Origin of the sequence: Amycolatopsis balhimycina FH 1894, from assembly GCF_000384295.1 — a bacterium.
Taxonomy (GTDB): Bacteria; Actinomycetota; Actinomycetes; order Mycobacteriales; family Pseudonocardiaceae; genus Amycolatopsis; species Amycolatopsis balhimycina.
The window spans coordinates 4077335-4095928 of record NZ_KB913037.1 but is presented as its reverse complement, the minus strand read 5'-3'; the positions used below and the strand labels follow the sequence as shown (position 1 = coordinate 4095928).

The 18594-nt window shown below is 65.9% G+C and carries 23 protein-coding genes; 10 read left to right on the top strand and 13 right to left on the bottom strand.

Annotation, left to right across the window (positions count from 1 at the left end):
• Positions 1-22 precede the first annotated feature (22 nt).
• Together A3CE_RS0117905 and A3CE_RS0117900 are read left to right on the top strand one after the other, a co-directional pair.
• Positions 23-1753, top strand: coding sequence for an AIPR family protein (locus tag A3CE_RS0117905; protein ID WP_020641480.1), 1731 nt, complete (start codon positions 23-25; stop codon positions 1751-1753).
• A gap of 305 nt (positions 1754-2058) precedes the next feature.
• Positions 2059-2286, top strand: coding sequence for a hypothetical protein (locus A3CE_RS0117900; RefSeq protein ID WP_020641479.1), 228 nt, complete (start codon positions 2059-2061; stop codon positions 2284-2286).
• Here the strand turns inward: A3CE_RS0117900 and A3CE_RS0117895 are convergent.
• The 3 genes from A3CE_RS0117895 to A3CE_RS0117885 all read right to left on the bottom strand — a co-directional run bounded on the left by A3CE_RS0117895 (position 2268) and on the right by A3CE_RS0117885 (position 3795).
• Positions 2268-2990, bottom strand: a complete 723-nt coding sequence (locus A3CE_RS0117895; protein ID WP_020641478.1) for a hypothetical protein — start codon at positions 2988-2990, stop codon at positions 2268-2270. The genes A3CE_RS0117900 and A3CE_RS0117895 overlap by 19 nt on opposite strands.
• 53 nt (positions 2991-3043) lie before the next feature.
• A complete protein-coding gene (locus A3CE_RS0117890) occupies positions 3044-3466 on the bottom strand; it encodes a helix-turn-helix domain-containing protein (RefSeq protein WP_026468607.1) in 423 nt (140 codons plus the stop codon).
• 143 nt (positions 3467-3609) lie between these two features.
• Entirely contained in the window at positions 3610-3795 is a 186-nt protein-coding gene (locus A3CE_RS0117885) for a hypothetical protein (protein WP_020641476.1), read from the bottom strand.
• Positions 3796-3814: 19 nt separating this feature from the next.
• On the opposite strand from A3CE_RS0117885, the gene A3CE_RS0117880 reads away from it, so the two are divergent.
• On the top strand, positions 3815-4849 hold the full coding sequence (locus A3CE_RS0117880) for a hypothetical protein (protein WP_026468606.1): 1035 nt from the start codon (positions 3815-3817) through the stop codon (positions 4847-4849).
• On the opposite strand, the gene A3CE_RS56575 is transcribed toward A3CE_RS0117880, so the two are convergent.
• The gene (locus A3CE_RS56575) at positions 4843-5760 is read right to left on the bottom strand and encodes a hypothetical protein (RefSeq protein WP_312024844.1); all 918 of its coding nucleotides are present in this window, start codon (positions 5758-5760) and stop codon (positions 4843-4845) included. The two genes, A3CE_RS0117880 and A3CE_RS56575, sit on opposite strands and share 7 nt — an antisense overlap.
• A gap of 143 nt (positions 5761-5903) precedes the next feature.
• Between A3CE_RS56575 and A3CE_RS56570 the strand changes: the two genes are divergently transcribed.
• Entirely contained in the window at positions 5904-6209 is a 306-nt protein-coding gene (locus tag A3CE_RS56570) for a hypothetical protein (protein ID WP_157376787.1), read from the top strand.
• A 261-nt stretch (positions 6210-6470) separates the two neighbouring features.
• Positions 6471-7049: a hypothetical protein gene (locus tag A3CE_RS53530; protein ID WP_020641471.1), complete on the top strand. Its 579-nt coding sequence runs from the start codon at positions 6471-6473 to the stop codon at positions 7047-7049.
• Here A3CE_RS53530 and A3CE_RS53525 read toward each other — a convergent pair.
• The 6 genes from A3CE_RS53525 to A3CE_RS0117840 form a co-directional block, all read right to left on the bottom strand.
• Positions 7024-8148, bottom strand: coding sequence for a hypothetical protein (locus A3CE_RS53525; protein ID WP_020641470.1), 1125 nt, complete (start codon positions 8146-8148; stop codon positions 7024-7026). The genes A3CE_RS53530 and A3CE_RS53525 overlap by 26 nt on opposite strands.
• Before the next feature lie 32 nt (positions 8149-8180).
• Positions 8181-9263, bottom strand: a complete 1083-nt coding sequence (locus tag A3CE_RS51260) for a helix-turn-helix domain-containing protein (protein ID WP_084641611.1) — start codon at positions 9261-9263, stop codon at positions 8181-8183.
• A gap of 189 nt (positions 9264-9452) precedes the next feature.
• Positions 9453-9641 (bottom strand): helix-turn-helix domain-containing protein, encoded by a 189-nt coding sequence (locus A3CE_RS58050; RefSeq protein WP_084641608.1) that lies wholly within the window; start codon positions 9639-9641, stop codon positions 9453-9455.
• Complete coding sequence (locus A3CE_RS56565; protein ID WP_125592425.1) at positions 9638-10447, bottom strand: hypothetical protein; 810 nt, start codon at positions 10445-10447, stop codon at positions 9638-9640. The genes A3CE_RS58050 and A3CE_RS56565 overlap by 4 nt, the downstream gene beginning before the upstream one ends.
• A gap of 121 nt (positions 10448-10568) precedes the next feature.
• On the bottom strand, positions 10569-11393 hold the full coding sequence (locus A3CE_RS0117845) for a hypothetical protein (RefSeq protein WP_026468605.1): 825 nt from the start codon (positions 11391-11393) through the stop codon (positions 10569-10571).
• Positions 11390-11689 carry a hypothetical protein gene (locus A3CE_RS0117840; protein ID WP_020641467.1) on the bottom strand — a complete coding sequence of 100 codons (300 nt, stop codon included), beginning with the start codon at positions 11687-11689 and terminating at the stop codon, positions 11390-11392. Before A3CE_RS0117840 ends, A3CE_RS0117845 begins: the two co-directional genes overlap by 4 nt.
• 651 nt (positions 11690-12340) lie before the next feature.
• Here A3CE_RS0117840 and A3CE_RS0117835 point away from each other — a divergent pair.
• The gene (locus tag A3CE_RS0117835; RefSeq protein WP_020641466.1) at positions 12341-12994 is read left to right on the top strand and encodes a TetR/AcrR family transcriptional regulator; all 654 of its coding nucleotides are present in this window, start codon (positions 12341-12343) and stop codon (positions 12992-12994) included.
• 11 nt (positions 12995-13005) lie between these two features.
• On the opposite strand, the gene A3CE_RS0117830 is transcribed toward A3CE_RS0117835, so the two are convergent.
• Genes A3CE_RS0117830 through A3CE_RS58045 form a run of 3 tightly spaced genes read right to left on the bottom strand, consistent with a single transcriptional unit; the run spans position 13006 to position 15735 of the window.
• A complete protein-coding gene (locus A3CE_RS0117830; protein WP_020641465.1) occupies positions 13006-14094 on the bottom strand; it encodes a catalase family protein in 1089 nt (362 codons plus the stop codon).
• A gap of 10 nt (positions 14095-14104) precedes the next feature.
• Positions 14105-15430 (bottom strand): Dyp-type peroxidase, encoded by a 1326-nt coding sequence (locus A3CE_RS0117825; RefSeq protein ID WP_020641464.1) that lies wholly within the window; start codon positions 15428-15430, stop codon positions 14105-14107.
• 5 nt (positions 15431-15435) lie between these two features.
• Positions 15436-15735, bottom strand: a complete 300-nt coding sequence (locus A3CE_RS58045; protein WP_020641463.1) for a hypothetical protein — start codon at positions 15733-15735, stop codon at positions 15436-15438.
• Positions 15736-15896: 161 nt separating this feature from the next.
• Between A3CE_RS58045 and A3CE_RS58040 the strand changes: the two genes are divergently transcribed.
• The 4 genes from A3CE_RS58040 to A3CE_RS58665 all read left to right on the top strand — a co-directional run bounded on the left by A3CE_RS58040 (position 15897) and on the right by A3CE_RS58665 (position 18507).
• The gene (locus A3CE_RS58040; RefSeq protein WP_211231854.1) at positions 15897-16112 is read left to right on the top strand and encodes a hypothetical protein; all 216 of its coding nucleotides are present in this window, start codon (positions 15897-15899) and stop codon (positions 16110-16112) included.
• Between the two features lie 500 nt (positions 16113-16612).
• Complete coding sequence (locus A3CE_RS0117815) at positions 16613-16987, top strand: STAS domain-containing protein (RefSeq protein ID WP_063714210.1); 375 nt, start codon at positions 16613-16615, stop codon at positions 16985-16987.
• A gap of 6 nt (positions 16988-16993) precedes the next feature.
• Positions 16994-17446, top strand: a complete 453-nt coding sequence (locus A3CE_RS0117810) for an ATP-binding protein (protein WP_020641460.1) — start codon at positions 16994-16996, stop codon at positions 17444-17446.
• A 245-nt stretch (positions 17447-17691) separates the two neighbouring features.
• Positions 17692-18507, top strand: coding sequence for an ATP-binding protein (locus A3CE_RS58665; protein WP_245589546.1), 816 nt, complete (start codon positions 17692-17694; stop codon positions 18505-18507).
• Positions 18508-18594 lie beyond the last annotated feature (87 nt).

The window sequence follows — 18594 nt, the reverse complement described above, 5'->3', positions numbered from 1 at the left end:
CCGTGCAAGGAGTGAACCCGCCGTGGAGAAGGTGATCGAGAGCCTGGTCAAGGGCTTCCAGCAGGACCAGGACTTGACCGAATTGCCGGAGTCCGAGGCGTTCGAGGCATTTGCTGCTTATTGCGTGCTCAGTTCGTATTATAACGATCCATTCAACCCAGACGTGTACCGCACCGGGGGCGGTAACGATCTCGGCATCGACGCGTACGCCGTCCTGATCGATGGGGACCTGTACCGGGACCCGACGGAAGTGCAGGCGGCGATGAAACGCAAGCGGCCGCAAGTGCAGGTAGTGATCATCCAGGCCAAGACCAGCGGCAAGTTCGAAACCAAGGTGATCTCGGACCTGGCAGAGAATCTCGGTCACCTGTGTGGGGCCGGCAGGATCCCGTACGATGTGTCGACCGACGTGGCGAGCTTGCGTGACTGCCTGGACGCCGTGTTCGAAAACTCGGCCCGGCTGGCCGGCCAACTGCCGCAACTGCACGTCCGTTATGTGACCACCGGCGATCAAATCTCGGATATGGTCAACCGTAAGGCGCGATCGGCCGAGAAACATTTGGACAAGCTCAACCGATTCGATACGACCGACGTGCGCTGCGTGAACTGGCGGGAGCTGCGCACGTTGTACCAGCAGGCGACTAGCACCGTCCGGGTCACCCTGCCGGTACCGAAACAGTTCGCGGTGCCAGCGGGCCCCGGCGTTGAACAGTCGTTTGTGAGGCTGATTTCCGCGCCGGAGTTGGTCTGCACCATATTGGACGACGGCTCGGGCAAACTGCGTGAGAACCTGTTTGAGAGCAACGTACGTGCCTTCCAGGGCTACAACAGGGTCAACAGCGGTATTCGGGACAGCCTGCGGGATCGAGACAAGCGGCAAAGGTTCGCTGTGATGAACAACGGCATCACTATCGTGACCCGGAGACTGGACCGCGTCGGCGACGATTTCGTGTTGGACGATTTTCAGATCGTGAATGGCTGCCAGACCTGTCACGTGCTGTTCCACGAGCGTGATCAACTCACCGACCAAGTTTTCGTCAGCGTCCACATCGTTCACTCGGTGGACGAGGACGTGATCCAGGGTATTGTGGCCGCAACCAACCAGCAGACCCCGGTCAGCGACGAGGACCTAGCCGCACGGGAGGACTTCCACAAGGAACTGGAGGATTTTTTCACCCTTGGCTGGGACAAGCCGCGCCAGTTGTTCTATGAGCGTCGGGCGAAACAGTACAGTGAACGCAAGGACGTGGAGAAGACCCGGGTCATCAGCCGGGCCCAACTCAGCCGCGCGTACCTGGCGATGTTTCTAAACGAACCGTCCCGTGTAGGCCACTATCAGGAGCTGATCAAGGCACGCGGTACCGAACTGTTCGTCACCGGCCAGCCATCGATCCTGTACTACACGGCTGCGGCAACCTGGTACCGATTGGAGTGGATGATCCGGAACCACCGTATCAATCGCGGCTACCGGCCCGCCCAATATCACCTGATGGCGATGATTCGACAGAAGCTGGTCGGTTCGCTGAAACTGCCTCCCAATGGTAAAGTCGCGCAGAAAGAGTGCGACCAAATTCTGAAGGTAATCTGGAATACGGAGGCTGCGGAGAAGCTAGTCGTCCGCGAGCTGCTGCCGGTGATCCAGCGGGCCATCGACGCCGAACGGGCCGCCGGAGTGCCGCTGGGGGAGGCGGTGCGCAACGAGCGATTTGCGGAGCTGGTCCGTAAGGAGCTGACCGACAGCACCGGTCGCTAAGGGCGCGGTGCGACCAGCCCGGTGTGCCGGTGCGACTCTGGCACCGGGGTTGGGCGTCTTCAGCGCCGCCGGTGGCGCAGTGCGTGCCCCGCTGGAGAACAATCTTGGGTGCGCGTAGCGGCCGGCAGTCGGTGCGCTACGGCGGTTGTCGCGCAGGGGCAGAGGCCTGCTCGCCGCGACGCACCCGCAGGTCAACGAGACGAGGTGCCGATCAGGCCGGAAGACGTCTGGCCAAGTCAGTTAGTCACCGATCCGGCCGTGATCTCGGCAAGTCGCCCAGACGAGTGATCTGCCAATGCCGCTCGATGCTGTGGTGGCCGCTGATGATGGACAGCGTGAGTGACGATTCTCGGGTCGAGCGCCGTCGGCGGGACTACGCGGTCGACCAGATTGAAACCGTGCCGATGACTGCCGAGCAGTACGAGCAGGCGGTCAGTGCGTTGGCCAACTTGATTGCCGAATGGGCGACGAGCCGCCGCCGGGACAACAGCGTGACACCCGGTATGGCATCCGGTTATTCCGACATTGATTGACCAGCCACCACAGCGGCGTTTCGGTCGTCGGACCGTTCGGCTCGGATGATCGAGACGAGCATCCGTGAGCGCGTCGCGCTGATGCGCAGGTTCTTGCGGAGCGTCTCGGCCGAGATGGGCCGCTGGTGGATGGTCCAGTGGCGGGTGTCTTCGTGCCGAGCGCGGTCAAGCAGGTCGCCGTTGGGCGTGATGGCTACTGGTCGGCTGGTGGTATCGCTGGCCGGCCCTTCGCTCGGCCTCATCGCGACGGTGTTCGTGGTGGCGGCGTCGGTGTTGGCATCGGTTCCGTTGGAGTGTGCGTGGGTTGTTTCCTTCGGTTGAGGGCTGATGGTGCTGATGGCCTGTAGCAGTCCGGGTCCGACTTCGGCCCAGCCGATAAGTAGGAGTGGGCCGACGGCGTCGAAGGCCGCTTTGCCGTAGGCGCCGGTGACGAGTGGGTCGGCGGTGTTGAGGGCGAGGGTGGTGAGGCTGGCGAAGGTGAGTAGTCGGCGGGCTGGTCGGAGTTGGTCTGGTGTGGCGTCGTGGAGGGCGAGGTGTCGTCTGCCCAATAGGAGGCCGAGGATGGACAGGTCGACGGCGGGTGCGACCAGTGGTGCGACCCAGGCGGGGACGCCAAGCCGGAGGGCAAGGTTGAGGACGTCGCCGAAGCCGAAGAGGAAGGTGAGGGCGACGACGGTGCCCATGATCACGGTGACGGCCTGCACGACGGGACCGGTGTCCGGACCTGGTCGGGTCGACGGCTCGACGGTAGACCTGGTCATCGAAGCTCACCGGCCTCGGAGGACGCGTCGGTGCGGGGACGTCCCTGGGTGTCGCGCATGGCGACGCCGCGTTCGAGCAGCCGCGCCCGGACGGTGTCGGCGGTGACGTCCATGCGGTTGCCGATGCGGGCGAGTGACCAGCCTTGCTGGTAGAGGCGCTCGGCGTCATCGATCTGGTTGTCGGTCAAGCCGCGGCGTCGCATGGGCACGTTGTGGCGATGGAGGATGGCGCTGACGGTGCGGCGTTCGATGTCGAACTGGGCGGCGAGTTGGTACACGGTCGAGCCGGCCTGGTAGGCAGCGATGAGCTGCTGGGTCTGGTCATTGTCGAGTCGAAAGCGACGGTTACTGTTGGTAGATGCCGAGTGACGGGGAGTGGGTGGCTCGATGGTGAGCTCTGGTCCGTCGACCAAGAGCAAAGAGTTCGGGTTGTGCCACGTTAGGCCCACTCCCGTTACAATGTGTAATTGTCGGCTTTTTGGACAGGCATCGACGAAAGTTGCCTCGTTCGTTATGAACGGTGCCTGATTTGAGCCGCTCGGCTAAACCGCAGACCATCCGATCAGCCCACCTCGTCGGGCTCGAAAGCTTCCTTCGTCGGGTCGGGCAGCGCGATCGGGTAGTGGTCGACGTATGCCTGGCGGAACAGCCGCAGCCGCGGCTCGGCGCTGAGTAGCCACTCAACCGGCTGGGACCAGCCACCCACATCGCCTCGCGCGTGGGTGCCGCCACTGGTCAGGAAGGTCATCGTTCGACAGGATCGTTGGGTGGCCAGACTCCCGTTCCAGATGCGCGCGTTCACGAGACAAATCCCACCGGCATCTGGTGAATTGCCGGTTTCCTTGGCGCGACTGCTCTGGGGCGCGATGACGGTCGGGACGACGCCGATCTCACTGGGCGTGCCTTCTCGCCCGCTGATCGAATTGTGTTGGCGGGCGGCCATGGCCGCGGCAAGCGTCACCGAGGATGACAGGGGCGCGCGATGGGTCAAGACCGCCTCCTACAACCGGCTGGACCCCAGCGAGAAGTCGGCCGTGAGCTACTTCCTCGGCATGACACAAGCCAAGATCACTTGCGAGATGCTGCTTGGCGTGCCGCATTTGGTCCATCTCGACGCCGTGCTGGCCCTGCTCGGCCGCTCGACGAACGCATCGCGCCCAGATTTCGTCGGCTTCGACCTGGCATCGATGCGCTACACCATCGCAGTCGAGGCCAAGGGCCGCACCAACGATAGAACGAGCGATGTCACTGCCAGGGCCAAAAGCCAGGCGGGACTGTTGCCCAGGATTATCAACACGACCACAAGCGTCCGGGTGGCGTCTGTTGCCTCGTTTGATGGGAACGACCACTGGCATGCCTACCTAGAGGATCCGCCAGAGCCTGATGACATGCTTCCGTCATTGACGATCGAGATGCTCCTCGTGGCCTACTACCGACCACTGGTCGCGGCGCTCCTGGCCGCCGGGGTGAACACCGACGACAGCGACGAGACGACCAGCGTGGCTCGCCTGCCGGAGATAGACCTCAGCCTTGGTGTACCGCAGCCGATCGTGAGTATCCTGAGCAGTGCGCCGTTGTCCGGGCCAGTTGAAGCGGACCAGCTACAGACAATCGGCGCCGACCTGATGGGGGTGTTGATGGAGACACCCGGCAAGTCCGAAGCGGGTAATGCGCCGGAGTTGTGGCGGTCTCGTGGGCGCGCCGAAGCCGAAAACCCGAAGCAATGCACCGGGCTGGATGGCGTCCGCGTGATTTTAGGTCAATCGTGGCCGCAGAACCGTTTCACAGTCGGTGTTCAGTGACGTGATCTCAACAAGACCACACGGCGGCCTGGCCGGCCAGACGCCGTATGAGAGGCTGCTACAGAAGGCGCGGACCCGCATCCACGACCAATTGGGCCAACGTCATGCCACCAGGGTTGCATCGGCGTTCTGCACCTCACGCGTAGCCTCTCGTCCACCAAATCGGGAGCACCGGTCCCATCGAACTCAGCACGAATGATCTTGACAAGTCGTCGAGCCGGTGTTGCGCCAATCCTCATCCGAACACGCAGAGTATCCGCCGATATTGGCCTCTGGTGGGCAACGCGATGAGCCGCATCTTCCTGTCGGGCCTGCTCAAGGAGCACTTCCAGCGGACGGTCGAGAAAGGCCCGTCGACTGAGCTCTGACAGGGCCGATCCTTTGCTCACAGCCTCGAATCGTCCCGAATCGCTGACCACCAGCTCCTCGGTTTGCACACTTTGCTGCTTGACACCGATACCTCTGTGAATGATGGCAGTTTCCGGCGGATTGGCTGCACTGATCGCCTGCAAGAAGCTAGGTCCAACCTCGGCCCAGCCGATCAAGAGAAGCGGTCCGACGGCATCAAACGCCGCCTTACCGTACTCGCCGGCAAAGAGCGGGTCCGCCACGTTCAACGCCAAGGTGACCACGCTCGCGAAGATCAGCAGCCGACGGGCCGGCGCCAGCACCTCGGCAGAGGCGCCGGTGAGCGCGAGGTGTCGAGTTCCAAGCAGAAGCCCGAGGATGGAGAGGTCTACAGCGGGTGCGACGAGCGGAGCGACCCAGATGGGTACGCCGAGGCGGAGGGCGAGGTTGAGGACGTTGCCGAAGCCGAATAGGAACGTGAGGCCGACGACGCCCATGATCACGGTGACGGCCTTAACGACGGTGGCCGCGTCCGAACCTGATATAGCTGCAGCCCGGGTCATCGAAGATCACCTGCTTCGACGCGCGGACGTCCGTGGGTGTCTCGGGTGGGGATGCCGCGTTCGCGCAGCTTTTTCAGCACGGTCGTGTGGTTGACGCCCAGGTGATCACCGACTCGTGCCAGGGACCAGCCGAGGTTGTAGAGGTGGATGGCGTCGTCGACCTGGTCTGGTGCGAGGCCGCGGCGGCGCATCGGCACGCCGTGGCGATGGAGGATGTTGCTGACCGTTCGCCGTTCGATGCCGAACCGGTCGCCGAGTTCGTACACCGTCGCGCCGGACCGATAGTCGGCGATCAGCTGCTCGACATGCTCAGTGCCGAGTTGCTGGGCGCGGCCGGGGCGGTCGCGCTTGATCGACGGCGGCTCGGGCGTATCGAGGTTGGGAAGCCGTCGACCTTGCTATCGACTGCACGTTGTATTTTTTGTAAAATTACAGAATGCTGGACTTGACGGGACCTCGGAAGATCTCGCAGGTCAACCAGGTAGCGATACCGGTCAAGCTGCTGCGCGCACTCGGCCTCGCCCCTGGTGACTCTGTGTACTTCGAACTGCGAGACGGGACGAGTGGCGAGCTCACCATCGTGGCTGAGTGGAAGGTGCACCGTCGCTACTCAGATGGCGACGAGGCCCCTCCCTCTGGTGCGCGATCGGGTGACGCGTCTAGGCTCTCCGACCGGCCGTCAGCACGAACCCAGGAAGAAGGCACGACCGATGTCCAGTGAGCGGCGGGGCGGCCTGCTCATCTCAGCCTCATGCGACCATCATGATCCTGAACAGCTCGCGGTCGACGCCCTCGGCTGGAGCGGTGCGCTGGTGAAGGACATCACCCTTTTCTGCAGCCGCGTCTCGGTCCTCGCACACGTAGACCACGAAGCTCACGAACTCCGGCAGCAAACGAACACGCCGCCGGTCGTGGACCGACCGGCGGTCGCGATGTGGGAGTGGCCCGAGTTCACAGCCCCGCCGTCCGCGGTCAAGTTGGTGGCGGTCATGGCGATCGGCTCTCGCTGGCAATCCGCGATGAAGGCAGTCAGCGGCTTCGCAGGCTTCAGCTCGACAGTCTTGATCCTGCCCCAAGACGCGCCTGCACCCAGCTCATGCGTGGCGATGGCTGAGCGTTATGGGGTCTGGGTGGTGCGGTCCGGCCGCGCAGGAGCCGTCATCGACCATCAGGGCCGCGTCGGCCCGGTGGCGACATCACGACCGACAACGGTGACGAGGTGGACCGAGGAGCTGGTCTACGCCCGCCTCGTCCAGGATGGCCTCATCGAGGCTTCGCCGGCGCGCTGAGGTCGCTCGGGTCCTTTCCGCGCTCGCGCCAGTGGGCGAGGTGCTTGGGAACCTCCCAGTTGTACCGCGTGTTGTCGATGTCCATGTGGTTGAACTGAGCGGCCGAACACTGCTCTGTCCAGGCTTCGCGTCGAGCCGTCAAGTCGCCGGCCATGAGGATGTTTGTTCGGATGCGGAAGAGGACCTCTATGGAGTGCAGAAACGCGGCGAGCTCCGGATCGGGTGCCGACGCAAGGGACTGCAGTGACCGGCCGTTGCACCAGTCGCAGGAGCAGTGCCAGTCGGGGTGATCGGGATCCAGCTGCGCGGTCTGGTCGATCTTATCGAGGTGCACGTAGGACAAGAGCCGCTCGACAACGGCCGCGGGCTTGGGCGGCCGGATCGGACCGCCACCGTCCGTCACGGGATAGAAGTGCCGGAGGCTCGAACGTGTTCCAACGGCGGCCGCGACAGCTCCGTAGGCCAACGCGCCGATAGACGAGGTGTCGCAACGGAGCAAAAGCACTGGCACGGGCACTTGCAGGAGCGCCACGAGCCCGTAGACCGCGGCCTTCTTCGCGAGCGGGTCCTTCTTGTGTTCAAAGGCGACCGCGATCGGAACGCCGGCATCGGTGACCGCCTCGACCAGGCGCGGGAGCCTCTCCCGCTCTAGCCAGCTCGCGGCGAGGAACAGCGGAGCTACGACGTCCGGCCCCAGGTCTGCGGTCCGGCGCAGCACACTCAGCAGGCCTGGTTCGTCGTGCTCGGCGACGTAGCCGCCGTCCGGAAGCACGGCGGGCAGGCCCAGGAGTCGCTGCCGCTGGATCCAGACCGGGTCGAACGAATGCGACGCGAGCACCCGGTTCTTGCCCGTGTACCTGCCGCGATCGGGCACGACTGGCCGCTGGTACCGCTGAGTGCGGATGAGGTGCTCGGCCTTCTGCAGGGCGTTTTCCCCGGTCAGCACGATGCCGCCGCCCACGCGGTCGGAGCGCTTGATGGCGATGTCGGTGTGGGCGTCACCCGCGTCGGCCTGGACCAGGAGGACGTCGGCCAGCGCCGTCTTCAGTCGGCCGAACGGCGCATCTTGCGCCGACGCGATGGAACTGGGGTTGACCACGCTAACCCCCTCGGGTCCCAGGTTGTCCGGATTCATGATCGCACCGCCGTGGTGTCGAGTTCGTCCACCACAAGGGGCATGTAGTGGCGCCGGAACGGCTCCGGGAGCATCAGAGCCTGCCCGGCGACGGCATCGATGTCGTGCCCGTGGCGGTCAAGCTGAGCGGTGACCAACCCGGCGATGTGCCGCGGCGTCTCGGCGGGGAGGTCACCCGGCTCGTAGCGTGTCCAGCCGTACTGGTTGAGCCGGATACGAAAGGATTTGAACTGGCTCGCGGAGATGCAGTCGAGGTCGGCGGCGCGCTGGATCAGCATCGCCATCGAGACCTTCCAGGTCATCTTCAGCTCGGCCAGTTTCGGGAACTGCCGCACGGTCAGGCCGTGCAGCAGTGGCTCCAGATCGCTCGCGGGGGCGAGGAACTCGCCGGCGAACTCGTTGGCTTCCTTCTCCTGATCCTCCGAAGGCAGCTCGTGCATGGCCAGGTGGCCGACTTCATGCGCCAGAGTGAACCGCTCCCGGTCGGGCGACAGATCCCGGTTGATCAGGATGAGAGGCGGCTGCCCAGCGGGCCACGTGCTCACCGCGTCCTGCGCGGCGGTGCCGAGATCACGGCGCATGATCCGCACGCCGGCGGACTCGAGCAAACCGACCAGGTTCTCGACTGGGCCTTCGGGCAGGTCCCACGCAGCACGCAACGCAGCCGCGACCGCGGCAGCGGCTCCATGTCCGGCGATCGGCATTCTGCGCAGCTTGTGCTTCGACGGCACGCTGTCGACGTCAACCGACAGGCCGTCGACGGACAGCCGGGTCAGGTACGTCAGCCCCTCGATCGCGCGCATGGAGTTCACCGACATAACGCTGGATCTGCGCCGATGGTGCAGGCAGGTGGTTTCGACGCCGCCGACCGGACCGGAAGTGAGGAGCAGGTCAGTGGGCACGGCGAGCGCGGCGGCGACCTTGTCGAGGTACTCGGCCGTCAGCGGAAGCAGTCCCTGCTCGATCTTGGAGACGAAACCCTGTGAGATGTCGGCGGCCGTCGCAAGGTCACGCTGGAACCACCCCCTGGCCTCCCGGACCAGGCGCACCATGCGCGCTACGGCAGCCGTATCGGTCATCGCACCTCACGTTCTGAGCACCAATCATCGAAGTCTACCAAAGGTGGTCGCAGATATTCCGAAGCTACGCCGACTCGGCTCCCGATCACACCGAGTGTCACCGTGCAATCACCTATTGCCCTGATCGGCCAGTCCGAGCTCGCGACCGAGACAGGCCGAGTCACCCGCGGGCAGCTGCCGTCACGGTCATCAGGGCCACATGCAGAAGTCCGGGACTCCGCCGAATCCAGGGGGCACCCCCAGAATCTGCTCGAATCGCGCCAGCCTGCTGTATAGCGTCGGGCGGCTCAGGCCCGTCGCCGCGGCTGTGCGGGTCTTCGAGCCCCGCTTTCCAGGTGGATCTTCAGCAGTGGGAGCAGCGCGCGGTGCTCCGGTCATATAAGTGCCGATTCGGGGACGTGCAGTACCACGCGTTCGTTTCCGCCCTCGTCAGCGGCAAGCGGTTCGAGTTCCCGCCGCAACCGGCCTGGCAGTTGGTCGAACTGCCACACGCGTTCCTCGTCACCGCTGAGGACCAGCACGCGGTCTGGTTGGTTGCCCTCGCCAGCGATGGTGCGCCATCGGACTCCATCGCCCGGCCCGCACCGGGTCACGGCTGCCCAGAACGGCGCCCAGCCCATCGGTGCGGCAGGCGGCGTCCGGGCGAACAGACTCGTCCAGTCCGGCATCCTGCCGACGGTGTGGGGTGTGCTCAGGGTGAACAGTCTTGCCCGCGCCCTCGACGGGGCCGCCCAAGTGGGCAGCAATGCCTTGCCGAGTGACTGTGCTGACATCACGTAGAGCCAATCGCCGAACCACGGCCATCCAACCCGCCGCCACCACTCCGGTGGCGCTACGGTCATCTGGGGCGGGGCAGTAGGTGTTGTACCCGGCGGTGCCCTGAGCGGCCCATTCCAGTGCGGTACCGGAAACACGTAATAGACAGGCAGCGGTGGCCCGAACGGTGGGTTGAGATAGCGATCCAGCTGACGGGTATCGATCCACAGCGCGTGATTACTACCGGTCGCCTCGGTCGTCTTCAGTTCGAGGGCTAACGTCTTTCCCAGCCCGGACGCGGCGAGTCGAGGTAGTTCGGCCAAGACATCCTCGCCGGACGTGGGCCACCACATCGCTCCGTTGGGAAACCGGCTCGACAGGTAGATGCTCGCCCAATGCTCCAACGTCTTCTCCGGAATGGAATGCATACGATCCCCCAACCCTCCGGTTCGATATCGACCTTGCAGGTGACCGATTGTCTACCCGCCGACTGGCCGCACTCGTAGACACGCCCAAGAAGGCAACCCGAACTGCGGTGATCATCGGTCGTCACACTCCAGCCTGTGCGGTCACGTCGTCGTGAGCCGATCGTCGTTGCGAGTCCGCCCGGACGATCGCGACGAGCAGTCTGGAGCGGGCCGCACCGATGCGGAGCTTCGTCCGGAGCGTGTCTGCGCTGATCGGCCGGCGATGCACGTCCCAATGGCGCGCGTCCTCCTCCCGCGCCCGCTCAAGCAGATCATTGTCAACCCGCTCAAGCAGATCGTTGGCAACCGACCGGGTAGTTGACGAATGGCTCTGGTTGTCTGCTGGAGTCTCGTCGGGCTCCGCCTCGTCCTCGGAAGTTTCCGATGCCGCCTGCACGACAACGGTCGATTCTTCACCGCGCGGGGCCTGCTCTGTTTCCACCTGGTCGTGCGCTGCTTCGGCCGGCCATCTTGTGGTGGTCAGCGCCCTCAGCAGATCGGGGCCGACCTCGGCCCAGCCGATCAGCAGCAGCGGGCCCACGGCGTCGAACGCAGCCTTGCCATACTGACCAACTACGACTGGGTCAGCCACGTTTGAGGCCAGGGTCACCAAGCTGGCGAAGATCAGCAGGCGGCGGGCTGGCCGCAGGTGCGTTGGCGCTGCCCCGGCGAGGGCCAAGTGTCGGCTGCCGAGGAGGAGCCCGAGGATCGAGAGGTCAACAGCGGGTGCGACGAGTGGGGCGACCCAGACGGGCACACCGAGGCGGAGTGCGAGGTTGAGGACGTTGCCGAAGCCGAAGAGGAAGGTGAGGCCGATGACGACGCCCATGATCACAGTTACGACTTGAACGACGGCAGCGCTGTTGGACTCTGATCGAGCCGAAAAGTTGGTTGCGGGCAGGGTCATCGTGGGCCGCCTGCCGCGATGCGCGGACGCCCGTGGGTGTCACGCATGGTTACTCCGTGTTCGAGGAGGCGTTTGCGTACGGTGTCAGCCGTGACGCTCATGCGGATGCCGATCCGGGAGAGTGACCAGCCGAGCTTGTAGAGGTGGATGGCGTCGTCGATCTGTTCAGGGGTGAGGCCGCAGCGGCGCATCGGCACGCCGTGGCGCTGGAGGATGTTGCTGACCGTTCGCCGTTCGATGCCGAACTGATCGCCGAGCTCGTACACCGTCGCGCCGGACCGGTAGCCGGCGATCAACTCCTGGATCAGTTCGTCGGCGAGTTGTCGGGCACGCCGAGGTCGGCCTCGCCGAGGCGGCGTTGGTGCGGGTGTATCTAGGCGGGGGAGCTTCTCGCGGAGCTGTTCCAGGGCTCTGACCTGGTCTTTCGGGTTGTAATAAGCTCCCCTAAGGTCCACATAAGGGTACTAATAGTCCTCGACCTGTGGCTATTACCCTGCGTGGCCGCAAGACTCTGGCCTGGCGTTCGACTGAACGCCAGGCCAAATGCCTATTCGAGGGTTCCACTCACCTCAGGTGTCGGATTCTGATCACTCTGTGTCGCAACTACTGGCCGGTTTGACTCCTGCTCTCGCACAAGACCAATGAGAACCTTTGCAAGCTTCTCGACATCGAGCGGATCACGACGTTCGTCACTTACCCGGAGCCGCCGTGAATCAGAGCGACGCACGCGACGCGTCCGATCTCGTTGAGCACCCACGACACACCACTTTCGGGAAGAGAGCAGGTTCCCGGGCCACCCGGCTCCGGGAGGCCGTGCCGGAGCCGTTCTCGTTCGCCTGGGTGGCACGGTGCTGAGCGCGAGCAGCAGCCCCTCCCGACTTTGCCGGGTCCGGCCATGGTTCACCAATGATTGATTCATCAGTATTGTGATGCTCTATCATTGAAGCATGGCAGCATCTCGATCCGGCCGCACCGAGCCCGGCACTCGCGCTGAACGGCGCAAGGCCAGCACGCGGCAGAAGCTGATCGACGCCGCGCGTGGTTTCCTCGCGAGCGACACGCATTCCACGGCGAGCATCCAGGACATCACCGACGCCGCGGACGTGGGTTTCGGGTCCTTCTACAACCACTTCTCCAGCAAGACCGAACTCTTCCAGACGGCTGTGTCGGAGGTGCTGGAGGAACTCGGGCTGCTGCTGGACGAACTGGGCAGCAGGGTCGACGATCCGGCGATGGCATTCGCGCAGTCGGTGCGATTGACTGTGCGGCTCGCGGTGGCGCGGCCGGAGATGGCCCAGGTGCTGGTGCGGCACGGGATGGCCTACATCGACGCCGACGAAGGTCTCGCTCCGCGTGCCCTGCGCGACATCCAGGCCGGTGCGGCGTCGGGCCGGTTCCGCGTCGGTGAGCCACGGATCGCCCTGGCGACCACCGCCGGCGCGCTGCTGGCCGTGTTGCACGTGTCGCTGGTGAATCCGGACGGCGTCACCGACGCGATGTGCGACGAGGCGGCCGAGCAGCTGCTGCGGATGCTCGGTGTCCCGCTCGACGAAGCGCGCGAGATCGCGACGGCGCCGCTGCCGGCCGTCGACCAGGTCTGACCACCCACTGGTCAGGCGGGCAGTTCGGCGATGGTCGCCGGCTCGTGCTGCTCGATCCCGTTGTAGCCGTGGCGGAAGCCGCTGGACTGGGCGTAGGCCCGGCGGCGGGAGCGCATGATGGAGCCGAGCGGGCGGTGGGCCTGGAGGGCGTGCCACGGGTTGAACGAGAGGACGTCGTCGGCGTAGCGGCGGCGGGCGTCGCTGTAGGCGTCCTGGGCCGGCAGGTGGAGCGTCGCGACGACCTGGTGCGGCGACAGATCGTCCGGCCATCGCACGGAGGCGTCCTCGACGGGCATGGTGTCGAGGTCGGTGCACAGCTGGGCGCGGAGTTCGTACTCGGCGTCGTTGTCCGCGAAGAAGCCGACGACGAGGTCGCGCAGCGCCGATTCACCGGCCTTCTTCTCGACCGGGGTGCCGGTGAGCGCACGGACGTTCGGCGAGAGGGGTGCCGCGGAGATCTTGGCGACGTAGTCGCCGTAGCGCAGCGCGGCCATGGAGTGGAAGGTCTCGCCGAGGATGTGGTTGTTGGCGGCGGCCAGGGTTTCCACGCTCGGCGGGATCGGCCGTCCGGCGCGGTGGAGCACTCGCGCGGCGGTGCGGGCGGCCAGACCGGCGAGCTGCAGCTGGCTGTCGCTCTGGCCGGGCTGCTTTTCGAGGATCTTCTGCAGGTCGGCGTAGGCCGCGATGGTGCCGAACGGCAAGGTCGGATGGTTGACGAGCAGGAAATCCTGTGTGCTGAACCCGTCGTCGATCGCGCGGGCACCGGGCACCCCGAGGACCTTGATCGCGAAACCGCGCTGGACCGGGACCTGGTCGGAGCGCAGGTCACCGGGCGCGGTGGAGAACCGGACGATCACCGGGTAGCTGCGCGCTTCGGCGAACAGGCCTTGACCGAGGTGTTCGGGCAGACCGGGGTGCACCCGCAGTTCGCCGGCGAGGATGCCGTGGCTCTTGGCGTGGGCGTCGCGCAGGCCGTGCCGGTGCTTGGCCGCGACCTGTTCGTTGGCGTGCTGCATCGCGGCGACGACCTGGCGGGTGAGCTCCTCCTCGTCCGGGAAGGGCTGCTCCAGGTCCGGACGGTAGCGGACGTAGGTGGACATTGATGGCCTCTCAGGTGCTGAGCCAGCGGATGGCGGACAGGCTGGGCATGAAGAAGTACTCGCCGCCCCGCAGGGTGTTGAAGCTCTGGATGCCCTGCACCCGCCGCGGGGGTGTGCCGGGCACGGTGAAGTAGGCGCCCGTGTCCTGCAGCGAAATGAGCGGGTCTTTTTCTTTGCCGAGGCCGACGAAGTTGCCGGAGTTGACCCATTCGCTCTGCAGGAACTCGACGTTGTCGATCGCGCGTGCGCCGAGGGCGATGAAGTCCAGCCCGCGATCGGCGCCGTCGTCGGACAGCGCCGTCGTCGGCTCGCCGAAGGAGGTGCTGCGCCGCACGACGCGCCGGATGTTGACGTCGGTGAGCACTTCGAGCTTGGTGTCGCGCGGGTTCATCCGGCGGATGTGGGAACCCAGCGGGGTCTTCAGTCCGCGCGGGTCGTCGGCGTAGTCGAAGTCGTTGATCCGGCGCGGATCTTCCCCGAGTGCCGGGTCGTCGCCGGTGGGCGAGAGCGCCAGTGGCGCGCCGCTGCGCCAGCGGCCCACGAGCTTGGCCGCCAGCAGCTCTCGTTCCTGCTCGGTCCGCCCGTTGTCCCGCAACCACCGGTTGAACGCGGCCACGTGCGAGTGGTATTTGCGGAACACGACGAAGGTTCCGTTGCGGCCGAGCACGTCGGGCGCCGGCATGGCCAGTGGGTGGCCTGTTTCGCTGGGGTAGCCGAGCACGAACTCGCCCGCCTTGATCGGCCGCCCATCGCCCGGCAGCGGCTCGGCGCCACTGCCCTCGACCACCGGCTGGGAGAACCCGTCCCGGTAGCCGAACACGTTGAACCCGTTCGCGCCGAAGTCCTGGTGCGACAACAGCTTCACTCCGGGCAGGCCGCGCAGCTGCTGCTCGTAGCCCGTGACCTCGGTGCGCCGATCGGCCTCGTTCGCGGCATAGACCGTGACGGCCAGGTGCACGGCCGGGCCGCCGAACGGGGCTTCCCAGTGCTCCGGCGCGTTCGGACCGGTGTCGCGCAGCCGCTCGGCACGCCCGGCCATGCCGGCGCGGAAGTTGGCCGGAAAGGAGTCGAGCGACGCCTGCGGCACGCCCAAGGCCACCAGCCCGCGGTAGCTGATCGCCAGTGCCAGCCAGGACGGGCGCGGCTCGTCCCAGCGGGCCGCGGAGGGCACGCGCGGGGCCAGGCGCCGCAGCAGCTCCTTGCCCGCGGCCTGGTCGGTGATCTCGATGATCGCGTGCGTGCCGAAGTAGGGCTCCGGCCGCGCACGCAGCACCGTCGCCTGGATGTCGTCCAGGTCGAGCGTCGGACGCCTCTTCAGGTGTCGGAACACGTCCACGGCCGTCAGTTGAGGTCGCCGAGGAACTTCTGCACCGTGGCGTCGAGCCGCTTGAGACGGTTGGTCTCCGCCACGGTGACGTTCGGGTGCGACACGAACCACGCCTCGGCCGGGATCTGGTAGCGGACGATGAAGTCCTTGACCTCCGGCGAGGCGATGCCCGGCCAGCCCTCGACGTTGCTGAACAGGTAGTCCATGAAGTCGGGGATCTTGGTGGCGAAGTCGTCGATGTAGGGGTCCCACTCACCGTCGTAGGCCGTGGCGAACAGCAGCTTCGTGTCGTTGTCCAGGAACACGAACCGCATGTTGTGCAGCGTTCCGACCTGGCCGCGCCCGCGAGGTTTCCGCCGACCAGCCGGAAGAACTTTCGCAGCCGCTCCGCGCCGTTCGGCTTCAGCGGCATGATGGCCGTCAACTCGGAGACCTCACCGCTCTTGGCGCCGACCCGGCCCGCGGTGGTGACTGCGTGCTCGGCCTGCTCTTCCTTGTCCGCCAGAAATTCCGCGATCCGCAGCTTCAGTGCGACCTTCGCATCGGCCAGCACGGTGTCGACCTTCTCGCGCACCGCGACCGGCAACTTCTCGAACTTCGCCTGCAGCTCTTGCACCGGCATTGCGTACCTCCTCGATCGACGGCCCGAGCCAGCCTCGACCCGATAGTTTCATCAAAAGTGATGATGTAATCAGTCGCGAGGCTGCGCAAGGCGACTCCGGTCACCTCGATGGGGAATCTCGCCTGACCGGGCGGGCCGGCGGCATGGGCACGGCAGCGCGAGATCAGGTCGGGGAGGGCGGCAAGGCGTGGGCTTACGTGAGGCGATGAGCTCGCGCGGGCGCCGGAGGACGAGTGGGAGAGCTTCGGCGGCTGTGGCACGCCCTCTGGTCCGTGTTCCGCACTGGGGAAGAGCGGCGCGGTCACGGCAGTGGCCAGCGCCGCGACTACCAGCTGAACTTTGACGAGAAGTGACCAGACCTTGGAAGGGGTCACTTCTTGCGCCGGTTCCACGGGGTATTCGCTGCCGATCCGGGGGTCTCGGCCGTTCGCCGGTGAATGATCTTGACGAGTCGTCGAGCAGACGTTTGAACCATGGCTTGGCCGGGTAAGCGTGCCAAGGGCAACCGGGGTAATAGCCTCACTCGCGCGGAAGAAGGACCTTATGGCGCCGATAGTGGAGGGCGCTGCGTGAGTGCAGACCCCGGGCTACCCGACGATGCGTTGCGCATCAGCTCGAACGTCGTCGAAGGCCCCGGCGGGGCACTGGTCATCGCGCTGCACGGCGAAGTCGACCTGCTGACCGCGCCGCTGGTGAGCGAGGCCGTCACCGCCGCGGCCGCCCGGCACCCCACAACGCTGATCATCGATCTGACCGCGGTCACCTTCCTGGACTCCTCCGGGCTGTCGATCCTCGCTCAAGCCCACACGGCGGCGTCCGCGGGCAGCCAGGTCCGCGTGGTGGCCCCCGCCGACGGTATGCCGTATCGGGCCATGGCCCTGACCGGCCTCGACAAGATCCTGACGGTCTTCCCCAGCCAGACCGACGCTCTCCCCCCGTCCTGATCCGCCATGCCCACCCCGAATTCCCCAGTCGGCGATTCCGGCAACGAAAGCATCTCCGGCCCGGCCGCCCGCGAATCGGACGTCTCGGATCTTTGCCATCCCACAGCACCGGCGAACCCGGCGCAGCTCGCCCTCTTGCGCGAGGAGATCGCCGCCTGGGCCGCCCGCGCCGGCCTGTATCCCGATCGGATCCCCGGACTGCAGCTGGCGGTCTACGAGGCCATGGCCAACGTCGTCGTGCACGCCTACCCCGGACAGCTCGGCACCTTCTCGCTGCTCGCCCGCAGCCACGACCAGAGCCTCACCGTGACCGTCGCCGACCACGGCCGGTGGCAACCCGCCGCGCGCCCCGGTCTGCTGCACGGCCGCGGACTCCCGCTCATCCACACGCTGGCCGACCACGCCACGATCGACAACGGAACCGAGGGCACCACTGTCACCATGACCTGGTCTCGGTGATGGTCGCCGCGAGGTAGCCCACGCCGGAACCGCAGCCCGCACAGCCACGACATGCCTTCGTGACAACCCGGCTCCCGCGCCCGGGAGACAAGTTCCGGCGCAACCAGTGTTTCTCTCCAGCGACCCCGACCAGTAGTCACCGATCGTGGCCAGAAGGACGAGTAACTACCTGCACCGGGGGTAGGCCAATGGGATGGAGTGCCGCGCTCGCAGCAGCCAGCGCGGCACAGCTAAGGAGCCGCACGGTGCTCGTCACCTGGAGTACATACGGTCAGGAAGGCTGGCAGGTCCTGGAGCTGGCCGGCACGAACCCCGGGGCCCTGACCGCCGCCCGTCGATGGATCGAGGGCCGACTGACCACGTTGAGTGAAAACGATCGCCTCGACACGATGATGGTCGCCGAGGAACTGCTGGAGAACGCGTACCAGCACGCTGGTGGACCCGATCAGTTGCGGATCCACCACACGCACGACCCGTGCAAGGTCACGGTCGCGGTCGCCGACGTCGGTGCCGGCGAGCCACGGATGCGCGTTCCCGACCACAGTGGCGGCCGTGGACTGCTGGTGGTCGATCAGGTGTGTGCCGAGTGGGGGGGAGTTCCCACGATGACGGCAAGCTCGTCTGGGGACGCGTCGACTGCGATGATCCCGACAGTTCGTAGCCGGCCTGGGAAATCAGCGGATGTCCTGCCCGCTCAGCCTGGGCAGAAATGCCAGCCAGGCGAGCGCCTCGGCGGTGCTGCGATGAAGAGGTGGGGCGTGGTTGAGGCCGAGCACGTCGATCGGGCGCAGCAACGGCCGGCACTGGCCACAGATCGCGAACGGCACTCCGGCGATGAGGGCGTCGGCGGTCGCATCGAGCAACACGGCGAGCCCGCGCGCGGCGCAGAACGTGAGCGAAGTTCCTGGTTGATGAGCGCGGCGAAGCGGCCGGCGACGGCGAGGTCGACCTCGCCGGCGACCGCGATCACGGTCGACTCGGCTGTCCTGGTCGCGGTGAACAACGCGGTCGGCATGTGCGCCGATCCGTTGCGGGGCAAGAGAAAAACATCGGCGGCATGACGGCTCGGCTCCTCGGCTCACTGGTGAGGCCAAACCGCCCGCGCTCCAGTCCCGTCCCACGCCGGCCCTCCACGAAAGGGGCTGCGG